The following is a 17,647-nucleotide window of genomic DNA, read 5'->3' as shown; positions in this document are numbered from 1 at the left end:
GCGGTTCAGGAGCTAGTCGGCCGATACTGCAGTGCTTCGGCCAGATGTTCGCGGCGGATACACGCCGCTTGCTCCAGGTCTGCCAGCGTCCGGGCGACCTTGAGCAAGCGGTGGGCGGCGCGCAACGACAGGGTCAGCCGTTCGCAGGCGGTTTCCAGCCAGGTTTCATCGGTTGTGGATAACTTGCAATGCTGACGCAACCCCGGCAAATCGAGGAAGGCGTTGGCGCAGCCCTGGCGTCTATGCTGACGCTCCCGGGCCTCGGCCACCTGCTCGGCGACCGTGGCGGTATCGTCTCCGGATTCGCTCCTGGGGTTCAACGCCGTTGCTTCCCGGGCGACGGTCAGGTGCAGGTCGATGCGGTCCAGCAGCGGGCCGGAGAGTTTGTTGCGGTAGCGCTGCACCATGTCCGGTGTACAGCAGCAGCGGCCGCTGGGTTCGCCAAGATATCCACAGGGGCAGGGGTTCATCGCCGCCACCAACTGGAAGCGCGCCGGGAAGCGTACTCGGTCACGGGCGCGAGAAACCACGATGTGCCCAGATTCCAACGGCTCTCTCAGGACCTCCAGCACCCTGCGGTCGAATTCCGGCAGTTCATCCAGAAACAGCACGCCATGGTGGGCGAGGGTGATCTCCCCCGGTTGCGGTTTTGACCCGCCACCCACTAGCGCGGGCCCGGAAGCCGAATGGTGCGGCTGTCGAAATGGACGCTGCGGCCAATGGCTCAACGGCACGCAACTGGCCACCGACTGGATGGCCGCGACCTCCAGCGCCTCACTCTCGGCCAGCGGTGGCAACAGCCCCGGCAGGCGGCTCGCCAACAGCGTCTTGCCGGTGCCCGGTGGCCCGCTGAACAACAGGTTATGAGCCCCCGCGGCGGCAATCAGCAAGGCCCGCTTGGCCCCGGCCTGGCCTTGTACTTCGTTCAAGTCGGGGTAGGGCTTGCTGGCCGAAAGCAGCCCATTGGAAACGAAAGGCTCGACCGGTGTGTGCCCATTGAAGTGCGCCACCGCTTCGAGCAGATGGTCCACGGCGATCACCTTCAACCCCGAGGCCAGGCAGGCCTCCTCGGCATTGGCCCGCGGTACCACCAGGATGCGCCCGGCCTTGCGCGCCGCCAGCGCTGCGGGCAATACCCCGCGCACCGGTCGTACCGCGCCGGACAATGCCAGTTCACCCAGGCATTCCACGTCATCCAGCGTCAGGGTTGGCACCTGCACGCTGGCCGACAGGATCCCCAAGGCGATGGCCAGGTCGAAGCGCCCGCCGTCCTTTGGCAGGTCCGCCGGCGCCAGGTTCAGGGTGATGCGCCGTGCCGGGAAATTCAGCCCCGAATTGATGATCGCGCTGCGCACCCGATCCTTGCTTTCCTTCACCGCCGCCTCCGGCAGGCCAACCATCGTCAGCGACGGCAAGCCATTGGCCAGGTGGACTTCAACGGTAACGGCAGGAGCCTCGACCCCTACTTGGGCGCGACTGTGGACGATGGCAAGCGACATGAATCGTTCCTTGAGTGAATAGGGCGCCGCGTCCTGCGGCTCTGGAAGATTAGTCGTGGGGATGAACTTGGGCGGGGAAATTGAAGGGAGAAAATTTGGCAGGATGTTTCGAGGGCAAGTGACAGCCGAGGGGCGCCAGGCGTGATGCGGTAGCGGATATCACCGCCTCACCTGGCCACGCAAAATGCCCGGAAAGGGCCCTCTGCTAGACTGCGATTTGCCCAGTCGGCACTTGGCGGTATCAACGGCACAGCGAGGAAGTAGCCATGAACGATCTGCTGGCTCTGTTAACCGACAAGCGCTTCATGCCCCACGGGCATTGCTACATGTGGCGTCCGGATCTGCTGTGGACCAATGTGATCGCCGATGGCTTGATCGCCCTGTCCTACGTCACCATCCCCTTCACCCTTTTGTACTTTATCCACAAGCGCAAGGACGTGCCGTTTGACTGGATGCTCGCGGCCTTTGGCGTGTTTATCCTGGCTTGCGGGACCAGCCATGTGATGGAGATCCTGACCATCTGGCAGCCTTATTACTGGCTGACAGCGCTGGTCAAGGTGATCACCGCGATTGCCTCGGTGATTACCGCCATCCTGTTGGTCCGGCTGGTGCCGGCGGCCCTGAAGATCCCCAGCCCGCAGCAATTGGCCAAGGTCAACGACGAGTTACGCGAGGCCCAGGCTGAACTGGTCACCACCGCGCGCCGCGCCGGCATGGCAGAGATCGCCACCAATGTGCTGCACAACGTGGGCAATGTGCTCAATAGTGTCAATGTGTCAGCCCAGGTCCTGTACGAGAAGGTGCACACCTCCAAGGGGCCAGGGGTGGCCAAGGTAGCCCAGTTGATGAAGGAGCATCCCGATGACCTCGGTGACTTCATCAGCAGCGACCCGAAAGGTCGCGCGCTACCGGACTATCTCGACAAGCTGGCCGACGCGCTGGCCGTCGAGCAGCAGGGCATGATCGCCGAGTTGGCGCAGTTGACCCGCAGAATCGACCACATCAAGGAAATCGTCGCCACCCAGCAATCCTACGCCGGCAACGCCAGCGTGCTGGAGCCGGGTTCGCTGCGAGAACTGGTCGAGGATGTCGTGCGCATTTGCGATGTGTCCCTGGCCCGCCACCACATCACGCTGATCAAGGAGTTCAGCGATGTTCCGCAAATGCCCCTGGACAAGCATCGAGTGCTGCAGATCCTGGTCAATCTGATCAACAACGCGAAGCAGGCGCTGGATGCCGGGGCGAACCGGCCGCCGCAGATCATCCTGCGCCTGAAGGTCGTTGACGAGGGGCGCGTGCGAGTTGAGGTCGAGGACAATGGCGAGGGGATATCGCAGGACAATCTTGCGCGGGTGTTCGAGCACGGTTTCACCACGCGTGTCGACGGCCACGGTTTTGGCCTGCACAGCTGCATTCTGGCTGCGCACGAGATGGGCGGCGATCTGACCGTGCAGAGCGCCGGGCCGGGCAGGGGCGCGCTGTTTATTCTGGTGCTGCCGCTGGCGTCGACTCCGGACCGAGTGGTTGAGCAGTCGGCATGAAGTCTTTCTCACGAAAGTCCAATTCATTCGTTTTACACCGACCAGACTCTAGAGCGAGGTCCGATCAGCGAGGCGGAGAAGCTTGATGTCGTCGAGAAACTCCGATGAGCACAGGTCGCAGATCAATACCAGCGCCACAATTTATGAAGTTAACATCGCGACTACCTCCACTTGTTGACCTTTTCGAGATAGTTAGACCGATAGGGCCCTCCGCCAATCCTACCCAGCGTGCAAAGCGCCTCCCCAACCCCAGGCGAGTAAGGAAGTTGTCTGCTAAAAATAACTCAGACGAAATTTCTCTGCTCCCTGAAATAGGAGAGGCGCATGCCGGAAATAACCTTGACAACTGCTGATACAAGCGGATGGACAAACTGCGTCAGACGCGATTTGCCTGAACGGTCGATTAGCCGATTGATACCCGATGGCGAGCGGAGCAATAGGCCGCTGGAGCCTCCCGGGGCGCTGGACGGAAATTATTGGAAAAGCAGCGTCCCCGCCATTCGCAATCTGCACTACACGTACGTCGATACGGGGTATTCGCGCGTTGAGCAAAACGACGTTCTATGGTCGGACTCGGCCTCCTGGTGCACGATGCTTTCTGTATGGTCGCCAGGAAAAGCAGGACTGGCGCACATCCCACCCAGCCCGCTTGTCAGGAAAGATGTTGATACGCTACTCGAGAGTTTTCATACCATTCCCACCGAAATTCACATGGTGACCATGCCGGTACATCGCGACAGGGCTGACGGCTTTGCAATGGTGCGTCAATGCGTCATGAGTTACTACGGGCACAACTACGCCGGCATCAAGGTTTTCCTGATCACTGGGTACAAGGGGAAGGAATGGGAGCAGCGGCACCAGATTGGAGTGGACCCAAGGAGTGGCGCGTTTCCGGTTTTCAACTGAGCCAACTCGAAGCGCCGTACCAGTGGTTACCAGCAGAATTATTTCGCCCCGGCCACGTAAACAATCATCGTCACAGCCATCCCGAGCATGCCGCGGCTGATGTGTTCGTCAAGTAAGGTGGTCACCAGCGCCAGACCCCAAAACGGCTGCAGCAACTTAAAACATCGCTGCTCTCGGCAGTTCTACGGGGACACTCGTTATTCGATAGGTGGACTCATCTTTGCCTCAAGCTCGGCAACCTTGGCCTCCAGGCTTTCGAGCCGCGCCCGGGTCCGGGCCAGCACAACCATCTGGCTGTCGAATTCTTCCCGGCTTACCAGGTCCAGTTTGCTGAAGCCGCTTTGCAGCAGGGCCTTGAACTGGCTTTCGATTTCGCTTTTGGGCAGCGGCGTGTCGCCACTCAAGATGCGGGAGGCGTGGCCGCTCAGGGCGTCGAGGAGGTCTTTGGGCGCAAGCATGGCAGGTGTCCTGAAAACAATGGCGGGCAGTGTATCACGCAGTGTCTATAGTCAATTCGCAAGCCAGGGATGCACGCTTTTCGCGCATGGGCCCGGGCGTGGCTGCACTGTTGTTGTGCGTATCGCTGCGGTTCTTGGCGCAACGCACGTCGAGCAGGTGGCCAAGAGACTGAAATCAGAGGGTTTGGTGCAGATGGCAAGGTTTCTGCTTAGAGGCTGATGACCCATGCACTGATGCAGTCGCTGTGACGAATGCAGTGCAGCAGGCGGAACGGGGAGTTTCGTCAGGATCGGTTAACTGGCACCTGTCGGGCAACTTGGGCCGACGACGCGTTACAAAGCCAGGCACTGCGCTTAGACTTGAGTCGGGTTTGTTTTCCTGGGGCAAGTCCACCAATTCGGGAGAAAGTTTCATGAAGCTAGTCACTGCCATCATCAAGCCGTTCAAGTTGGACGACGTGCGCGAGTCGTTGTCCGAGATCGGCGTGCAGGGCATTACCGTTACTGAGGTCAAAGGCTTCGGTCGGCAGAAAGGTCACACCGAGCTGTATCGCGGCGCGGAGTACGTGGTCGATTTCCTGCCCAAGGTGAAGATCGATGTCGCCATTGACGACAAGGATCTTGATCGGGTGATCGAGGCAATCACCAAGGCCGCCAACACCGGCAAGATCGGTGACGGGAAGATCTTTGTGGTCAATCTGGAACAGGCTATCCGCATCCGTACCGGCGAAACCGATACCGACGCCATCTAAGCCGCCAAACCCAACGCCCCAGGAGAAAACAATATGACTCTGCGTAAATTCGCAGGGCTAGGAGCCCTGTTGTCCTTCGCAATGCCTGGCCTGGCCATGGCAGAAGAAGCGGCAGCCCCAGTCCTGAACTCCGGCGACACCGCCTGGATGCTCACGGCCACGATTCTTGTACTGTTCATGACCATCCCTGGCCTGGCGCTGTTCTACGGCGGCATGGTTCGGTCGAAAAACCTTCTTTCCGTGATGATGCAGTGCTTTGCCATTACCGGTCTGATCAGCATCCTGTGGGTCATCTATGGCTACAGCATTGCGTTCGACACCACCGGCATGGAGCAGGGCGTCGTCAACTTCAATTCCTTCATCGGCGGTTTCGGCAAAGCGTTTCTGGCAGGCGTCACGCCAGCCAGCCTGACCGGCCCGGCGGCGCTGTTCCCTGAAGCAGTGTTCATCACCTTCCAGATGACCTTCGCCATCATCACCCCGGCCCTGATCGTCGGCGCATTTGCCGAGCGGATGAAGTTCTCCGCCATGCTGGTCTTCATGGGCGTGTGGTTCACCCTGGTGTATGCACCGATTGCCCACATGGTCTGGTCCGGTAACGGCGGCCTGCTGTGGGACTGGGGCGTGCTGGACTTCGCTGGCGGCACCGTGGTGCACATCAACGCCGGTATCGCAGGCCTGGTGGCGTGCCTGGTATTGGGCAAGCGCAAAGGCTTCCCGACCACGCCAATGGCGCCGCATAACCTGGGTTACACCCTGATGGGCGCGGCCATGCTGTGGGTCGGCTGGTTTGGCTTCAACGCCGGTTCCGCTGTCGCGGCCAACGGCACCGCCGGCATGGCGATGCTGGTAACCCAGATCGCGACCGCTGCGGCGGCGCTGGGCTGGATGTTTGCCGAGTGGATCACCCACGGCAAGCCAAGCGCACTGGGCATCGCCTCGGGCGTGGTGGCGGGCCTGGTTGCTATCACCCCGGCTGCCGGCACCGTGGGCCCGATGGGCGCTCTGGTCATCGGCCTGGCAGCAGGCGTGGTGTGCTTCTTCTGCGCCACTACCCTCAAGCGCAAGCTCGGCTACGACGACTCCCTGGACGCCTTCGGCGTACACGGCATCGGCGGTATCCTCGGCGCGATCCTGACCGGTGTGTTTGCAGCACCGGCCCTGGGTGGCTTCGGCACCGTGACCGATATCGGTGCGCAAGTGTGGATTCAATTCAAGGGCGTGGGTTTCACGGTGGTCTACACCGCGATCGTCACCTTCATCATCCTCAAGGTCCTGGACGCCGTCATGGGTCTGCGTGTCACCGAGGAAGAAGAAGCCGTGGGCCTGGACCTGGCCCAGCACAACGAGCGTGGCTACAACCTGTAAGCGCACGCAATAAAAAAATGCCCGGTTCGCCGGGCATTTTTTTGTCTGGAATTTGTCATTGCTCACAAGGTGCAGCGGTTTTTCCGACGCCTTTTGTTGTGGATGCGACACAGGTTTTTATACCGCCAAAGGCTTACACCGAAGCAAGAATATTAGGCCCTTTGTTTTTTCCCAGAGCGCGCTAGAATGCGCGCCGAACGTGCGGAGATCTGTATGTGGCAACAGACGCTGATAACCCTGCGGGCAAGGCCCCGGGGCTTTCATCTGGTGACGGACGAGTTGCTTGCCGGCCTGCCTGAACTCCAGGCGTGTCGTGTCGGTCTGTTGCATCTGTGGCTGCAGCATACCTCGGCCTCGTTGACCATCAACGAGAACGCCGATCCGGCGGTACGTCGAGACTTCGAACGATTTTTCAATCGGTTGATCCCACAAGGAACCGCCGACTATGAGCACAACGACGAAGGCCTGGACGACCTCCCGGCGCACTTCAAGGCCAGTGTGCTCGGCTGCCAGATCAGCCTGCCGGTCACGGCGGGACGGCTGGCATTGGGTACCTGGCAAGGTGTTTATCTGGGCGAGCACCGTGATCACGGCGGTGCTCGTAAAGTCCTCGCCACCTTGTACGGTGATGGGGCGTAACCGCTGATTGCCGGCGGATGTTGAATTTTTTCTGGCAGCCTTCGAACAGATGGCGAAGCTGGGCTATAACTAATCTGCTTTTCGCAAGTCATGAGGTAGAACATGAGCGACGATGATCTGGAAAACGACGACCTCGAAGTAGGCGACGAAGACGAGACCGAAGAAGGCCTTGAAGCGGCGGCGGAAGACGTTGCCGACGACGATGGGGCCGATGTTCCGGTTCCTACCGCCAAAGGCAAGGCGAAGGCGGCCGTTTCGGTCGACGAGTTGCCGAGCGTAGAGGCCAAGAACAAGGAGCGTGATGCGCTCGCCAAGGCCATGGAGGAATTCCTGGCCAGGGGCGGTAAGGTGCAGGAAGTGGAGGCCAACGTGGTCGCTGATCCGCCCAAGAAGCCTGACAACAAGTACGGCAGCCGCCCTATCTGAGTATCGGCTTCATTGCTTGCTGAAAAAGCCCGCCGTCGCTGCGGGCTTTTTCATGGGTGCGATTCCATTCCCAGACCAGGCGCAGTCCCTGTGGGAGCGGGCTTGCTCGCGAAAGCGGTGGGTCTGTTGGCATTGATGTTGGATATGCCGCCGTCATCGCGAGCAAGCTCGCTCCCACAGAGGGCTATAGTGGCTACCGGGCGGGGTTCAGCGTTGGCTATGCCAACCTGCCAATAACCCCGGCAGTTCGGTCAGGCTGCGGATCTCCGCGTCCGGCGCATGGTCGGCATTCCAGGGCTTGCCTGTCGGGTTGAACCATACAGCGCGCAGGCCGGCCTGTTGGGCGCCGGCGATGTCGTCGCCCGGGTGATCGCCAATGTGCACGGCGGTTTGCGCCGTGGCGCCGCCGCGTTGCAGGGCTTCGTGGAACAGTCGGGCGTCAGGCTTGGCGATGCCGATGTCTTCGGCGCACAAGGCGAACTTGAAATAGTCCGCCAGCCCCAGGCGCCGCACATCGGCGTTGCCATTGGTGACCACACCGAGGGCGAAGTGATTGGCCAGGATCTCCAGGGTGGGTTGCACCTCGGGGAAAACCTCCAGTTGATGACGGGCGTGCAGGAACGTCTCGAAGGCCTGGTCCGCCAGCTCCGAAGCTTGCCACTGGTCGTAGCCGGCTTCCTGCAAGGCACGGAACAACACGCGTCGGCGCAGTGCACTGATGCGATGCTTCAGGCCGGGTTCTTCGCGCAATACTTGCTCGCGAATCGAAAAAAGATGCTCCACCGGCACGCCGCCCAGGTTCGGCGCGTTATCGGTCAGCCATTGGCGGAGTATGGCTTCGGCGCTGGCGATCACCGGGGCGGTGTCCCACAGGGTGTCGTCCAGGTCGAAAGTGATCAGTTCGATGGTCATGATTCGTCGCCCTTGATGCGTTTGGCCCTGGGATGGGCACTGTCATAGACCGTCGCCAGGTGCTGGAAATCCAGGTGGGTGTAGATCTGGGTGGTCTTGATGTCCGAGTGCCCCAGCAGCTCTTGAACGGCGCGCAGGTCCTGGGAGGACTCCAGCAGATGGCTGGCGAAGGAGTGTCGGAGCATGTGCGGGTGCAGGTTCTGTCCCAGCTCCCGTTCGCCGGCAGCCTTGACCCGCAACTGAATCGCCCGCGGGCCGAGGCGCCGCCCCTGTTGGCTGACGAAGACCGCGTCGTCGGCGGGGTTGGTCAGCGCCCGCAGCGGCAGCCATTGCTCCAGGGCTTCACGGGCCTTGCGGCCGACGGGCAGCAGGCGAGTCTTGCTGCCCTTGCCGAGCACCTGGACCATGCCATCGGCCAGGTCCAGTTGATCCAGGTTAAGCCCCGTCAGCTCGGAGAGCCGCAGGCCGGAAGAATAGAACAGCTCGAGAATCGCCTGGTCACGCCGGGCCAGGAAGTCATCCTCGACGGCGCCTTCGAGCAGTTGCAGGGCGCGGTCGGTGTCGAGGGTCTTTGGCAGTCGGCGCTCGCCCTTGGGCGGTGCCAGGCCGGTGGCCGGGTCGTGATCGCACAATCCTTCGCGGTTGAGGTAGTGATACAGGCCGCGTACTGCGGACAACAGGCGCGCCAGGCTGCGGGAGGATTGCCCTTGTTGATGCAGGCGGGCGATCAGGCTGCGCAAGCGCTGGATGTCCAGGGCCGCCCAGCTGCCGATGTTCTGCTTCTGGCACCAGCCCAGCACTTTTTCCAGGTCGCGGCGATAGGCCGACAGCGTGTGGGGCGACACCTGGCGCTCACTGCGCAGATGTTCGCAGTAGGCGTCCAGCTGTCGTTCCATTATCAGCGTACCGAGCGCAGCGAGCCGGCAACCCGTGGCAGCACCCGGCCGGTGACTTCGGCGATGTAGCTCAAGAACAGCGTGCCCACCGAGCTTTTGTAGTGCTGCGGATCGCGGCTGGCGATGGCCAGCACGCCGTGCACGCCCTGATGGGCGATGGCAACGACGGCGGTGGAGCCGATCTGCTTGCGCTGTTCTTCGCCGAACAGGAAGTCCAGCTCATGCTCGCGCAGGCTGCCGCTGACGCTTTTGTCTTCCGTGAGCAGGCCGCCGATGGCCGTCTGCGCTTCGGCGTGGGTCACCCAGCGGCCCACCGGCATGGCGTTGTCGCCGAACAGGATCAGGCTGACAAAGGGCACCTGGAAATCCTGGCGCAGGCTGTCTTCGACGCTCATGACCAGGTCTTCGAGGGTGCTGGCGTCCATCAGGGCCAGGATCAGCCGACGGGTCTTGTCGAACAGTCGGTCGTTGTCCCGGGCCACGTCCATCAGGTGCGAAAGACGATGGCGCATTTCGATGTTGCGCTCGCGCAGGATTTTCATCTGGTGTTCCACCAGCGACACGGTATCGCCGCGCCGGTGGGGGATGCGCATCGTCGCAAGCAGTTCTTCATGCTCGACGAAGAAGTCCGGATGAGCTTCCAGGTAAGCCGCCACGGCTGCGGTTTCTGGCAGGCTGGGGGATTCGTCGGGCTGTGGGGCTGGAACCTGTGGCTGGTCGGTCATGGGTTTGGCTCACTCAAAGACGAACTTGTCCTTCGTATACGCGCACTGCCGGGCCGGTCATCATCACCGGTTGGCCAGGGCCTGCCCATTCGATGGACAGACGCCCGCCGGGCAGGTCGATCAACAACGGCGAATCCATCCACCCCTGGCTGATCGCAGCGACTGCGGCCGCACAGGCGCCGGTACCGCAGGCCTGGGTTTCCCCGGCACCGCGTTCCCAGACGCGCAATTGTGCGCGGTGGCGGTCGATGACTTGCAGGAAACCGACGTTCACTCGCGCGGGGAAGCGCGGATGATGCTCGATTTTCGGCCCCAGCTCATGCACCGGGGCACTGTTGATATCGGCCACGCGCAGCACGGCGTGGGGGTTGCCCATGGAAACCGCTGCCAGTTCCACCGTGGCGCCATCGACGTCCACCTGATAGCTCAAGGCCTGGGCTGGTGCCTGGAAGGGGATGTCCGCCGGTACCAGGCGCGGAGCGCCCATGTTGACGCCGATCTGGCCGTCGCTGCGCACATCCAGTTCGATGATGCCGCTCTTGGTCTCGACGCGGATCTGCCGCTTGGCGGTCAGGCGCTTGTCCAGCACGAAGCGGGCGAAGCAGCGCGCGCCATTGCCGCATTGCTCCACTTCCGAACCGTCGGCGTTGAAGATCCGATAACGGAAATCCACGTCCGGGTTATTGGGTGCCTCGACGATCAGCAACTGGTCGAAACCGATACCGGTGTGCCGGTCTCCCCATTGCTTGGCGTGCTTGGGCAGGATGTGCGCGTGCTGGCTGACCAGGTCGAGGACCATGAAGTCATTGCCCAGGCCGTGCATCTTGGTAAAACGCAGCAGCATGGTCTTACTCCGGCAGCAGGCTTTCGCCGGCAAACAACTCGGCTACCGTCTCGCGGCGACGCACTTCGAATGCCTGATCACCGTCCACCAGCACCTCGGCGCAGCGGCCGCGGGTGTTGTAGTTGGAACTCATGACAAACCCGTAGGCACCGGCCGAATGCACGGCCAGCAGATCACCTTCTTCCAGCGCCAGCTCCCGACCCTTGGCCAGGAAATCACCGGTTTCGCAGATCGGCCCGACGATGTCGTAGCTGCGCGCAGCGGTATCGCGAGGGCGCACGGCGGTGACGTCCATCCAGGCCTGGTACAGCGCCGGGCGGATCAGGTCGTTCATGGCCGCATCGACGATGGCGAAATCCTTGTGCTCGGTGTGCTTGAGGTACTCGACCTGGGTCAGCAGCACGCCGGCGTTGGCGACGATGTAGCGGCCCGGTTCGAACATCAGCGCCAGGTCACGCCCGTCGAGGCGCTCACGCACGGCCTTGATGTAGTCGGCCACCAGTGGCGGCTCTTCATCGCGATAGCGCACGCCGACACCGCCACCGAGGTCGATGTGGCGCAGGTAGATGCCACAGTCGCCGAGGCGATCGACCAGCGCCAGCAGGCGGTCGAGGGCATCGATGAAGGGTTCCAGGGTGGTCAGTTGCGAGCCGATGTGGCAATCGACACCCAATACTTCCAGGTTCGGCAGCTGGGCGGCGCGAACGTACACGTCTTCGGCGTCGGCAATGGCGATGCCGAACTTGTTTTCCTTGAGACCGGTGGAAATGTACGGGTGGGTGCCAGCGTCGACATCCGGGTTCACGCGCAGGGAGATCGGCGCGCGGACACCCAGCTCGGCGGCGACGATTTGCAGGCGCTCCAGCTCGTCGGTGGATTCGATGTTGAAGCAGTGCACGCCAACTTCCAGGGCACGGCGCATGTCTTCACGGGTCTTGCCGACGCCGGAGAACACGATCTTGTCGGCGCTGCCACCAGCGGCCAGCACACGTTCGAGCTCGCCACCGGAGACGATGTCGAAACCGGCGCCCAGACGCGCCAGGACATTGAGCACACCCAGGTTGGAGTTGGCTTTTACAGCGAAACACACCAGATGCGGCATGCCCTCGAGGGCATCGGCGAACGTCCGGTACTGGGCTTCGATGTGGGCGCGGGAATAGACATAGGTCGGCGTGCCGAAACGTTCGGCGATCGCGGACAGGGCAACCCCTTCCGCGAACAGCTCCCCGCCACGGTAGTTAAAAGCGTCCATGGCGTTCCCTTAGTAAGTGGTGGTGTGGGTGTCGTGCGAGTGGGATTTGGCTTGCGACGACTTGGCCTGTTCTTCAGGGGACTTGCTGTCATCAGGCAGGTACAGCGGACCTTTTTGACCACAGGCTGTCACGAGGCAGGCAACCGCGACGAGCGCAGCAAGGGAAGAGATCAGGCGCTTCATGGCGAAATCCTTGAAAATGCTTTAATTGCGCCGGAGTATACCGGCCACCCGTCAGCTTGCCTATGCAACGGGGCGCCCGTCCGGCGGCGCTGGTGGTCGTCAGTGGGTATATCCTTTGCAATCGCCGGGAAGCGTCCGTATCTTGCGGCGCTTGAGCATGAGCAGACATTTTCGAGGTTGCCGCAATGAGTTTGACTGAAGCCCGTTTCCACGATCTGGTCGATGCGACCCAGCAAACGCTGGAGGATGTGTTCGATGACAGTGGCCTGGACATTGACCTGGAAGTCTCTGCCGGTGTGCTCACCGTCAAGTTCGAGAACGGCAGCCAGCTGATTTTCAGTCGCCAGGAGCCGTTGCGGCAATTGTGGCTGGCGGCGGTCTCCGGTGGCTTTCACTTCGACTACGACGAAGAAAGCGAACGCTGGATGTGCGACAAGAGCGAAGAGCAACTGGGCGAAATGCTCGAGCGCATCGTCAAGCAGCAGGCGGGCGTGGAACTCGATTTCGAAGGCCTGTGACGGCGTGAGCCAGACCGCCCCGCAACGGCCATCCAAACCGCTCTACAGCAACGTCAGCCCGGCCGTGCCGTCGCCGTGTACGGGCGTGTGCAAGCTGGATGAACAGAAGGTCTGCCTCGGATGTTTGCGCCACGTGGAAGATATCCGCGAATGGCGCTCGGCCGACGACGAGCGCCGGCGGGTCATCTGTGCCGAGGCGGCTAAACGCAAATCTCTGGTGTGATCGCCCGCTGCGTGGGAGCAAGGCTTGCCTAGCAACCCTGTGGGAGTAAAGCTTGCTCGCGATACAAGCGCCTCGGTTCCAGAGAGACCTCGCTGTATTCATCGCGGGCAAGCCTTGCTCCCACAATCCCCCGCCACAGTAATTCTGCTCCCCATGACAGTGGGTAGATTTGGCCCGGGTTGTTTATTTATTGAGCTGTGGTAGTGTCCGGTTACGCCTCAATCCATCGAGGTCCGTGAAAACCCCGCCTTTTTGTGGCGGGGTTTTGCTTTTTTTGTGCAGAAGAAAGGAGTCTGCCAGGATCATGACCACACCTTCCATCACCCTTACCCGTCTGGACGTACAGCGTCTGGAACGCCTGATCGACAGCCTTGATGAAACGCTGCCGGGCGTGATTGCGCTGCAAACCGAACTGGATCGCGCCGAGAACGTGGTGGGCCACGAAGAAGTGCCCGCCGATGTCGTGACCATGAACTCGCGCGTGCACTGTCGCGAAGAAAGCAGCGGCAAGGACTATCACCTGACGCTGGTTTATCCACAGGACGCAAATGCCGACGAAGGCCGGATCTCGATCCTGGCGCCAGTGGGCAGTGCGTTGCTGGGCCTGAAGGTCGGCCAGCACATCGACTGGCCGGCCCCGGGCGGCAAGACGCTGAAGCTGACGCTGCTGGAGGTCGAGTCGCAGCCGGTCAATGGCGGCGACTGCGCGTTCTGAACCCGTCTCAGACCTGGTTCAGTGCCTCGTTCAGGGCGCGTTCCAGATCGGCCTTGTAGCGCAGGTACAAATTGCTTGAACAGGCGCCGTCGCCCACCAGGCCCGAGAGGTCCAGGTCGGTGATGTAGCAGCGATAGCGCTGGGCTTCGCGGCGCTGTTCGACGATCTCCCTGGCGACCACGCGGAACAGTTGGTCGCCATGCTCCAGTTCGGAAAACTCCTGCTGATCGCAGTACAGGGTGACATGCACCTGCCCGTGCGCCGCTTTGCCGATGATCGCCTGCACATCATAGAACGGCTTGTTGACCAGCATCTGCGGGGCTTGCCGCGCTTCGATCCGTCGCGCCCGGCCGCTGCCTGAGGGCAATAGCTGGTAGTACAGGGTTTCCAGGGTCAGCGGCTGGGCGGCATCCAGCGGCAGCAGGGCGTCGCGACGGTACAGCACCGATTGCAAAAAGCGTTGCAGCGGCACCAGCAGGCTTTGTTCGTCGTGATAAGGCACGTGTTGTTGCCACAGTGCGTTGAACTCGTCGAGCACGTACAGATCGGCCTCGTCTTCGTCGACGCGGTAGAACACCTGGATGCACTCGGGCTGGCCCATGGGCAGGATCAGCGCCAGGTCGTGGTCCTCCAGGGCCATCGGGTCCAGGTGCAAGGGGCTGTATGCCGTCAGTTCCTCGCCCAGGTAATCCATCAGCGCCGACAGGCTGCCCAGCGCCACGTGGTTGACCTGGCCGGGCACCAGTTCCAGTACGTGATAGTGCTGCTGGACCTGAAGCAGATAGCGGTGATTGAGCCTGCTCAGCAGCAGGGTCTGCGCCGTGTCGATGACTTCTTCGACGCGCCGCGCAATGAATTGGGCGCGGTTGTGGCAGAAACAGCGCACCTGCAAGCGTGGCTGGTGCTGGGTGACGGGCAGGTCGTTGAGGTAATCGCGCAGGCAGTCGAGCAGGGCGTGTTCGCCGTCAAAACGGTTGACCAGCACCTCATTCCAACTGTTGAGCGTGACCTGGTCGAGGGTCAGCACCAGGTTTTCCCGGACCCCTGCATAGCTCAGCGAGTCGGTGCGCTCGGTGGTCATCAGGATATTCAGGTCGCGGTGGTGCTTGAGCGGGTCGACGCCGACGTTCACCAGGATCAGCACTTCGCTGGGCACGCTGGCGCGCAGCAACTGTGCTTCATCCACCGTGGTCAGGGGCAGGGCGATGGACTGTTGCAGGCTGCCCAGCAGGTTGAACAGTTCGAACTCGCTCAGGTCGCTGTCGCCTGGGTGCAGCGCCAGGCGCGTGCTGCTGTCGATCACGCCGTTGCGATGGCACCAGGTCAGCAGTTCCAGCAGCTCGCGGCAGCGCTTGATCGGCGCGAAGTTCTCCCACTCCAGGGCGTTGAGGCTGCCGTTGTAAAGCGCCCACTGGTTCTGCCCCGGTTCTTTCTTGTTGGGTGACTGGACCAGCGTCAGGGTGTCTTCGGCCAGGTCCGGCGCAATGCCAGGGTTGATGAACTCGACCTTGTCGGCCTTGCGTTCGAAGGCTGCGTACAGCCGCCGGCCAAGCACGTTGAGATCGCGTTTGTTGATCAGGCTGACGGTTTTCTCGGTGCGGGCGAACTGGGTCAGGAAGCGGTAGCTGTGGGTGAGTTCGTTGACCAGGGCCCGTCGCTCGTGGCTGACCTGGCGGACTTTCCATTGGCTGCGGCTGTCCAGCAGCGCCAGTTGACGCTGGTCCCAGCCCCATTCCCGGGCCAGTCGTTCGAGCAGTACCCGTTGCCAGCCGCTGCTGCGTACCTGGCCGGTGAGTTTGCGATTGACCTTCAAGTACAGCGCGCGGCGGATCAACTCCAGGCGTTCGGATTCGCCGCGGGCATTGAGGTATTCCTCGATACGGCGGTAGACCAGCATGTACGGGTCCAGCTCTTCGAGGTCCAGGCGATTGGCAAACACGGCCTGTTTGAAGCGCAGGCTCAGGCAGCGAACATTCGGGTGTTCGCTGGCATAGACCTCGGTCAGCAGCAGCTTGAGTACGGACTTGTAGGGCGACTCGATACCTTTGAACAACTGCCAGAGCCCGGCCCCGACGAATTCGCCCGGCGGAATGTAGGCCAGGTGCCCCAGGTCCAGGGTTTCGTCGGCGCGGATGAAACGCTTGGACATCAGTGTATGGGTGTACTGTTCATAGTTCTCTTCTTCATAGACCGGCACCAGCCACCAGATCGGCGTGCGCCCGGCCAGCCAGATCGCGGTGCGGTAGAACTCGTCCAGCAGCAGGTAATGCTGGGTCGTGCCGCAATCGTCGGAGCTGAGCTGGTTGTCCCGGTCACCCCGTACGAAACGCGCCGGGTCGATCAGGAAAAAGTGGGCTTCGGCGCCCTGGGTCGCGGCCCAGATCTCCAGCAACTGGCATTTCTTGCGCAGCTCGGCCAGTTCGTCGTCGCTCAGGTCCGGCCCGTGGCACACCCAAACGTCCATGTCGCTCTGGTCGGCCTGGGCCAGGGTGCCGAGGCTGCCCATCAGGAACAGACCAAGGATCGGTCGTGGCGGGTTGCTGCCGTGCCGGGGCTTGTAGGAAAACGACCGGGTCAGCCGCTGGGCTTCGGCAAGGATATTGGCGTCAGGCTCGTAGTTCGACAGCCCGGCAGGCGTGCTGCCGGAAACGTAGCCGGGCAGCAGCGGATGGTTGACGTGGAAGAACAGCGGCAGCAACGTCAGCACGCCTTGCTGGCGCGGCGACAGGCCTTCGAGGGCGCGTTCCATCCGCACGGAGTTGAGCTTGAGAAAACGTGCGCGCAACTGGCTCAAGACCTTGCGGTCGATTCCCTCGTCCAGATCGGGGCGTATTTCGTGATTGCGGGTCATGTCAGCTCAAACCGGCTCGCGGCGTCGAACGTGGGGGGTGATGGCAGGTTAGCGCCCGATCTTGGGAATTCTTAAGCTGAAAGCAGAATTCGGGTGCCAGTTTTTTTCGCAGGGCACCCGTGCGCCTGCGGAAATCCCGTAAAGGAGATTTCCGTGGGCGGCAGGGGGGATCAGGCGGCTTCTTGCACGCTGAGTATCGTCAGGACGGTTTGTACGTTTTGGGCGGCATCTCGGCCCAGGCTTGTCAGGTAACCACCGTCGGGCTGGGTGATCAGTTCTTTTTCGAACAGGCGTTGGGCAGCGGCAATCGCTTTAGGGGCAGCGGTCTGATGAATTTTCAGGCCTTCCTGGGAACTGTCCAGGTTGAAGAGTGCAAGGATTTCCAGTTCGGCAACCAGCTCAGGGGTAAGCGACATAAGGACTCCAGACTTTCTAGGAATTTGGTCGACAGCGTCACTAAGGTGAGCGCACTCGGCCGGGCTGTCCAGTCTCAGTGTCATGCTTTTTTTGTTTAAAGCATTTTTTTGTGGCGAGGGGATTGCTCCCTCGCCACAAGCGCCGTTCAGTTCTTTTCCGGCGGCAACTCAGGCAAGGCGCGCAATGCGGCTTCGTACCACTGGGTATCGAACGGGCGATCTTCTTCCAGGATCGCATCGATCTCCACCGCCAGCACGTGGGCCATCAGGTTGAGGATTTCTTCGCGCTCATAACCGACCAGGGTCAACTTGTTGAAAGTGGCCTTGGCCGCAGGCGGATTGTCACTTTCGATCTGGTTTTCGATGGCCTGGATCAGTGTGCTCTCGACGAATTCTTCTTCGTCGTTGTCGATGTCGGTTGGCTCGCTCATGGCTGGCTCCTGGGAGAAAGGTCGCCAGTTTACCTGCATTCAGCGGCGTGATGCGCCTGGCAAGAAATGCCCCGGCGGTCTATAACCCAAGG

General features: G+C 61.5%; 20 protein-coding genes and 1 pseudogene. 9 read left to right on the top strand and 12 right to left on the bottom strand.

Going from position 1 to position 17,647, the window contains the following annotated elements; genetic code table 11:
* Positions 1 to 5 precede the first annotated feature (5 nt).
* The gene (locus tag KI235_RS29405) at positions 6 to 1,499 is read right to left on the bottom strand and encodes a YifB family Mg chelatase-like AAA ATPase (RefSeq protein WP_003206823.1); all 1,494 of its coding nucleotides are present in this window, start codon (positions 1,497 to 1,499) and stop codon (positions 6 to 8) included.
* A gap of 266 nt (positions 1,500 to 1,765) precedes the next feature.
* Between KI235_RS29405 and KI235_RS29400 the strand changes: the two genes are divergently transcribed.
* Together KI235_RS29400 and KI235_RS29395 are read left to right on the top strand one after the other, a co-directional pair.
* Complete coding sequence (locus KI235_RS29400) at positions 1,766 to 3,040, top strand: HAMP domain-containing sensor histidine kinase (protein ID WP_003206822.1); 1,275 nt, start codon at positions 1,766 to 1,768, stop codon at positions 3,038 to 3,040.
* Between the two features lie 324 nt (positions 3,041 to 3,364).
* Entirely contained in the window at positions 3,365 to 3,946 is a 582-nt protein-coding gene (locus tag KI235_RS29395) for a hypothetical protein (RefSeq protein WP_003206821.1), read from the top strand.
* A 38-nt stretch (positions 3,947 to 3,984) separates the two neighbouring features.
* Here KI235_RS29395 and KI235_RS30580 read toward each other — a convergent pair.
* Positions 3,985 to 4,101, bottom strand: a pseudogene (locus KI235_RS30580) (EamA/RhaT family transporter); the annotation flags it as partial.
* A gap of 42 nt (positions 4,102 to 4,143) precedes the next feature.
* Entirely contained in the window at positions 4,144 to 4,404 is a 261-nt protein-coding gene (locus KI235_RS29390) for an accessory factor UbiK family protein (protein WP_003206819.1), read from the bottom strand.
* Positions 4,405 to 4,817: 413 nt separating this feature from the next.
* On the opposite strand from KI235_RS29390, the gene glnK reads away from it, so the two are divergent.
* The 4 genes from glnK (at position 4,818) to sutA (ending at position 7,589) form a co-directional block, all read left to right on the top strand.
* Positions 4,818 to 5,156: a P-II family nitrogen regulator gene (gene glnK / locus KI235_RS29385; protein WP_002555808.1), complete on the top strand. Its 339-nt coding sequence runs from the start codon at positions 4,818 to 4,820 to the stop codon at positions 5,154 to 5,156.
* 33 nt (positions 5,157 to 5,189) lie between these two features.
* The gene (locus KI235_RS29380; protein ID WP_003206817.1) at positions 5,190 to 6,524 is read left to right on the top strand and encodes an ammonium transporter; all 1,335 of its coding nucleotides are present in this window, start codon (positions 5,190 to 5,192) and stop codon (positions 6,522 to 6,524) included.
* Between the two features lie 213 nt (positions 6,525 to 6,737).
* On the top strand, positions 6,738 to 7,163 hold the full coding sequence (locus tag KI235_RS29375; protein ID WP_003206814.1) for a secondary thiamine-phosphate synthase enzyme YjbQ: 426 nt from the start codon (positions 6,738 to 6,740) through the stop codon (positions 7,161 to 7,163).
* A 102-nt stretch (positions 7,164 to 7,265) separates the two neighbouring features.
* Positions 7,266 to 7,589 carry a transcriptional regulator SutA gene (sutA, locus tag KI235_RS29370; RefSeq protein ID WP_003206813.1) on the top strand — a complete coding sequence of 108 codons (324 nt, stop codon included), beginning with the start codon at positions 7,266 to 7,268 and terminating at the stop codon, positions 7,587 to 7,589.
* Between the two features lie 207 nt (positions 7,590 to 7,796).
* Here the strand turns inward: sutA and KI235_RS29365 are convergent, their stop codons facing one another.
* Genes KI235_RS29365 through KI235_RS29340 form a run of 6 tightly spaced genes read right to left on the bottom strand, consistent with a single transcriptional unit; the run spans position 7,797 to position 12,401 of the window.
* The gene (locus KI235_RS29365; protein WP_003206811.1) at positions 7,797 to 8,501 is read right to left on the bottom strand and encodes an HAD family hydrolase; all 705 of its coding nucleotides are present in this window, start codon (positions 8,499 to 8,501) and stop codon (positions 7,797 to 7,799) included.
* Positions 8,498 to 9,397 (bottom strand): tyrosine recombinase XerC, encoded by a 900-nt coding sequence (gene xerC, locus KI235_RS29360; RefSeq protein WP_003206809.1) that lies wholly within the window; start codon positions 9,395 to 9,397, stop codon positions 8,498 to 8,500. Before xerC ends, KI235_RS29365 begins: the two co-directional genes overlap by 4 nt.
* 2 nt (positions 9,398 to 9,399) lie before the next feature.
* Complete coding sequence (locus KI235_RS29355) at positions 9,400 to 10,122, bottom strand: DUF484 family protein (RefSeq protein WP_003206807.1); 723 nt, start codon at positions 10,120 to 10,122, stop codon at positions 9,400 to 9,402.
* 13 nt (positions 10,123 to 10,135) lie between these two features.
* Complete coding sequence (gene dapF / locus KI235_RS29350) at positions 10,136 to 10,966, bottom strand: diaminopimelate epimerase (protein WP_003206804.1); 831 nt, start codon at positions 10,964 to 10,966, stop codon at positions 10,136 to 10,138.
* A gap of 4 nt (positions 10,967 to 10,970) precedes the next feature.
* Positions 10,971 to 12,218, bottom strand: a complete 1,248-nt coding sequence (lysA, locus tag KI235_RS29345) for a diaminopimelate decarboxylase (RefSeq protein WP_003206799.1) — start codon at positions 12,216 to 12,218, stop codon at positions 10,971 to 10,973.
* Positions 12,219 to 12,227: 9 nt separating this feature from the next.
* Complete coding sequence (locus KI235_RS29340; protein WP_013694543.1) at positions 12,228 to 12,401, bottom strand: lipoprotein; 174 nt, start codon at positions 12,399 to 12,401, stop codon at positions 12,228 to 12,230.
* A 185-nt stretch (positions 12,402 to 12,586) separates the two neighbouring features.
* On the opposite strand from KI235_RS29340, the gene cyaY reads away from it, so the two are divergent.
* The 3 genes from cyaY to rnk all read left to right on the top strand — a co-directional run bounded on the left by cyaY (position 12,587) and on the right by rnk (position 13,857).
* Positions 12,587 to 12,919 carry an iron donor protein CyaY gene (gene cyaY, locus KI235_RS29335; RefSeq protein ID WP_003206795.1) on the top strand — a complete coding sequence of 111 codons (333 nt, stop codon included), beginning with the start codon at positions 12,587 to 12,589 and terminating at the stop codon, positions 12,917 to 12,919.
* Positions 12,920 to 12,923: 4 nt separating this feature from the next.
* Positions 12,924 to 13,142, top strand: a complete 219-nt coding sequence (locus KI235_RS29330) for a DUF1289 domain-containing protein (RefSeq protein ID WP_013694541.1) — start codon at positions 12,924 to 12,926, stop codon at positions 13,140 to 13,142.
* Between the two features lie 304 nt (positions 13,143 to 13,446).
* Positions 13,447 to 13,857, top strand: a complete 411-nt coding sequence (gene rnk, locus KI235_RS29325; protein ID WP_003206792.1) for a nucleoside diphosphate kinase regulator — start codon at positions 13,447 to 13,449, stop codon at positions 13,855 to 13,857.
* Positions 13,858 to 13,864: 7 nt separating this feature from the next.
* Here the strand turns inward: rnk and KI235_RS29320 are convergent, their stop codons facing one another.
* The 3 genes from KI235_RS29320 to KI235_RS29310 form a co-directional block, all read right to left on the bottom strand.
* On the bottom strand, positions 13,865 to 16,708 hold the full coding sequence (locus KI235_RS29320) for a class I adenylate cyclase (protein ID WP_003206791.1): 2,844 nt from the start codon (positions 16,706 to 16,708) through the stop codon (positions 13,865 to 13,867).
* Positions 16,709 to 16,878: 170 nt separating this feature from the next.
* Complete coding sequence (locus tag KI235_RS29315) at positions 16,879 to 17,124, bottom strand: TIGR02647 family protein (protein ID WP_003206789.1); 246 nt, start codon at positions 17,122 to 17,124, stop codon at positions 16,879 to 16,881.
* Between the two features lie 146 nt (positions 17,125 to 17,270).
* A complete protein-coding gene (locus tag KI235_RS29310; protein ID WP_003206787.1) occupies positions 17,271 to 17,555 on the bottom strand; it encodes a hypothetical protein in 285 nt (94 codons plus the stop codon).
* Between the last annotated feature and the right edge of the window lie 92 nt (positions 17,556 to 17,647).

Origin of the sequence: Pseudomonas sp. St386 (genome assembly GCF_018325865.1) — a bacterium.
Lineage (GTDB): Bacteria > Pseudomonadota > Gammaproteobacteria > Pseudomonadales > Pseudomonadaceae > Aquipseudomonas > Aquipseudomonas brassicacearum.
The sequence above is the reverse complement of the archived record's forward strand: the minus strand, read 5'-3'. Positions and strand labels throughout refer to the sequence as shown.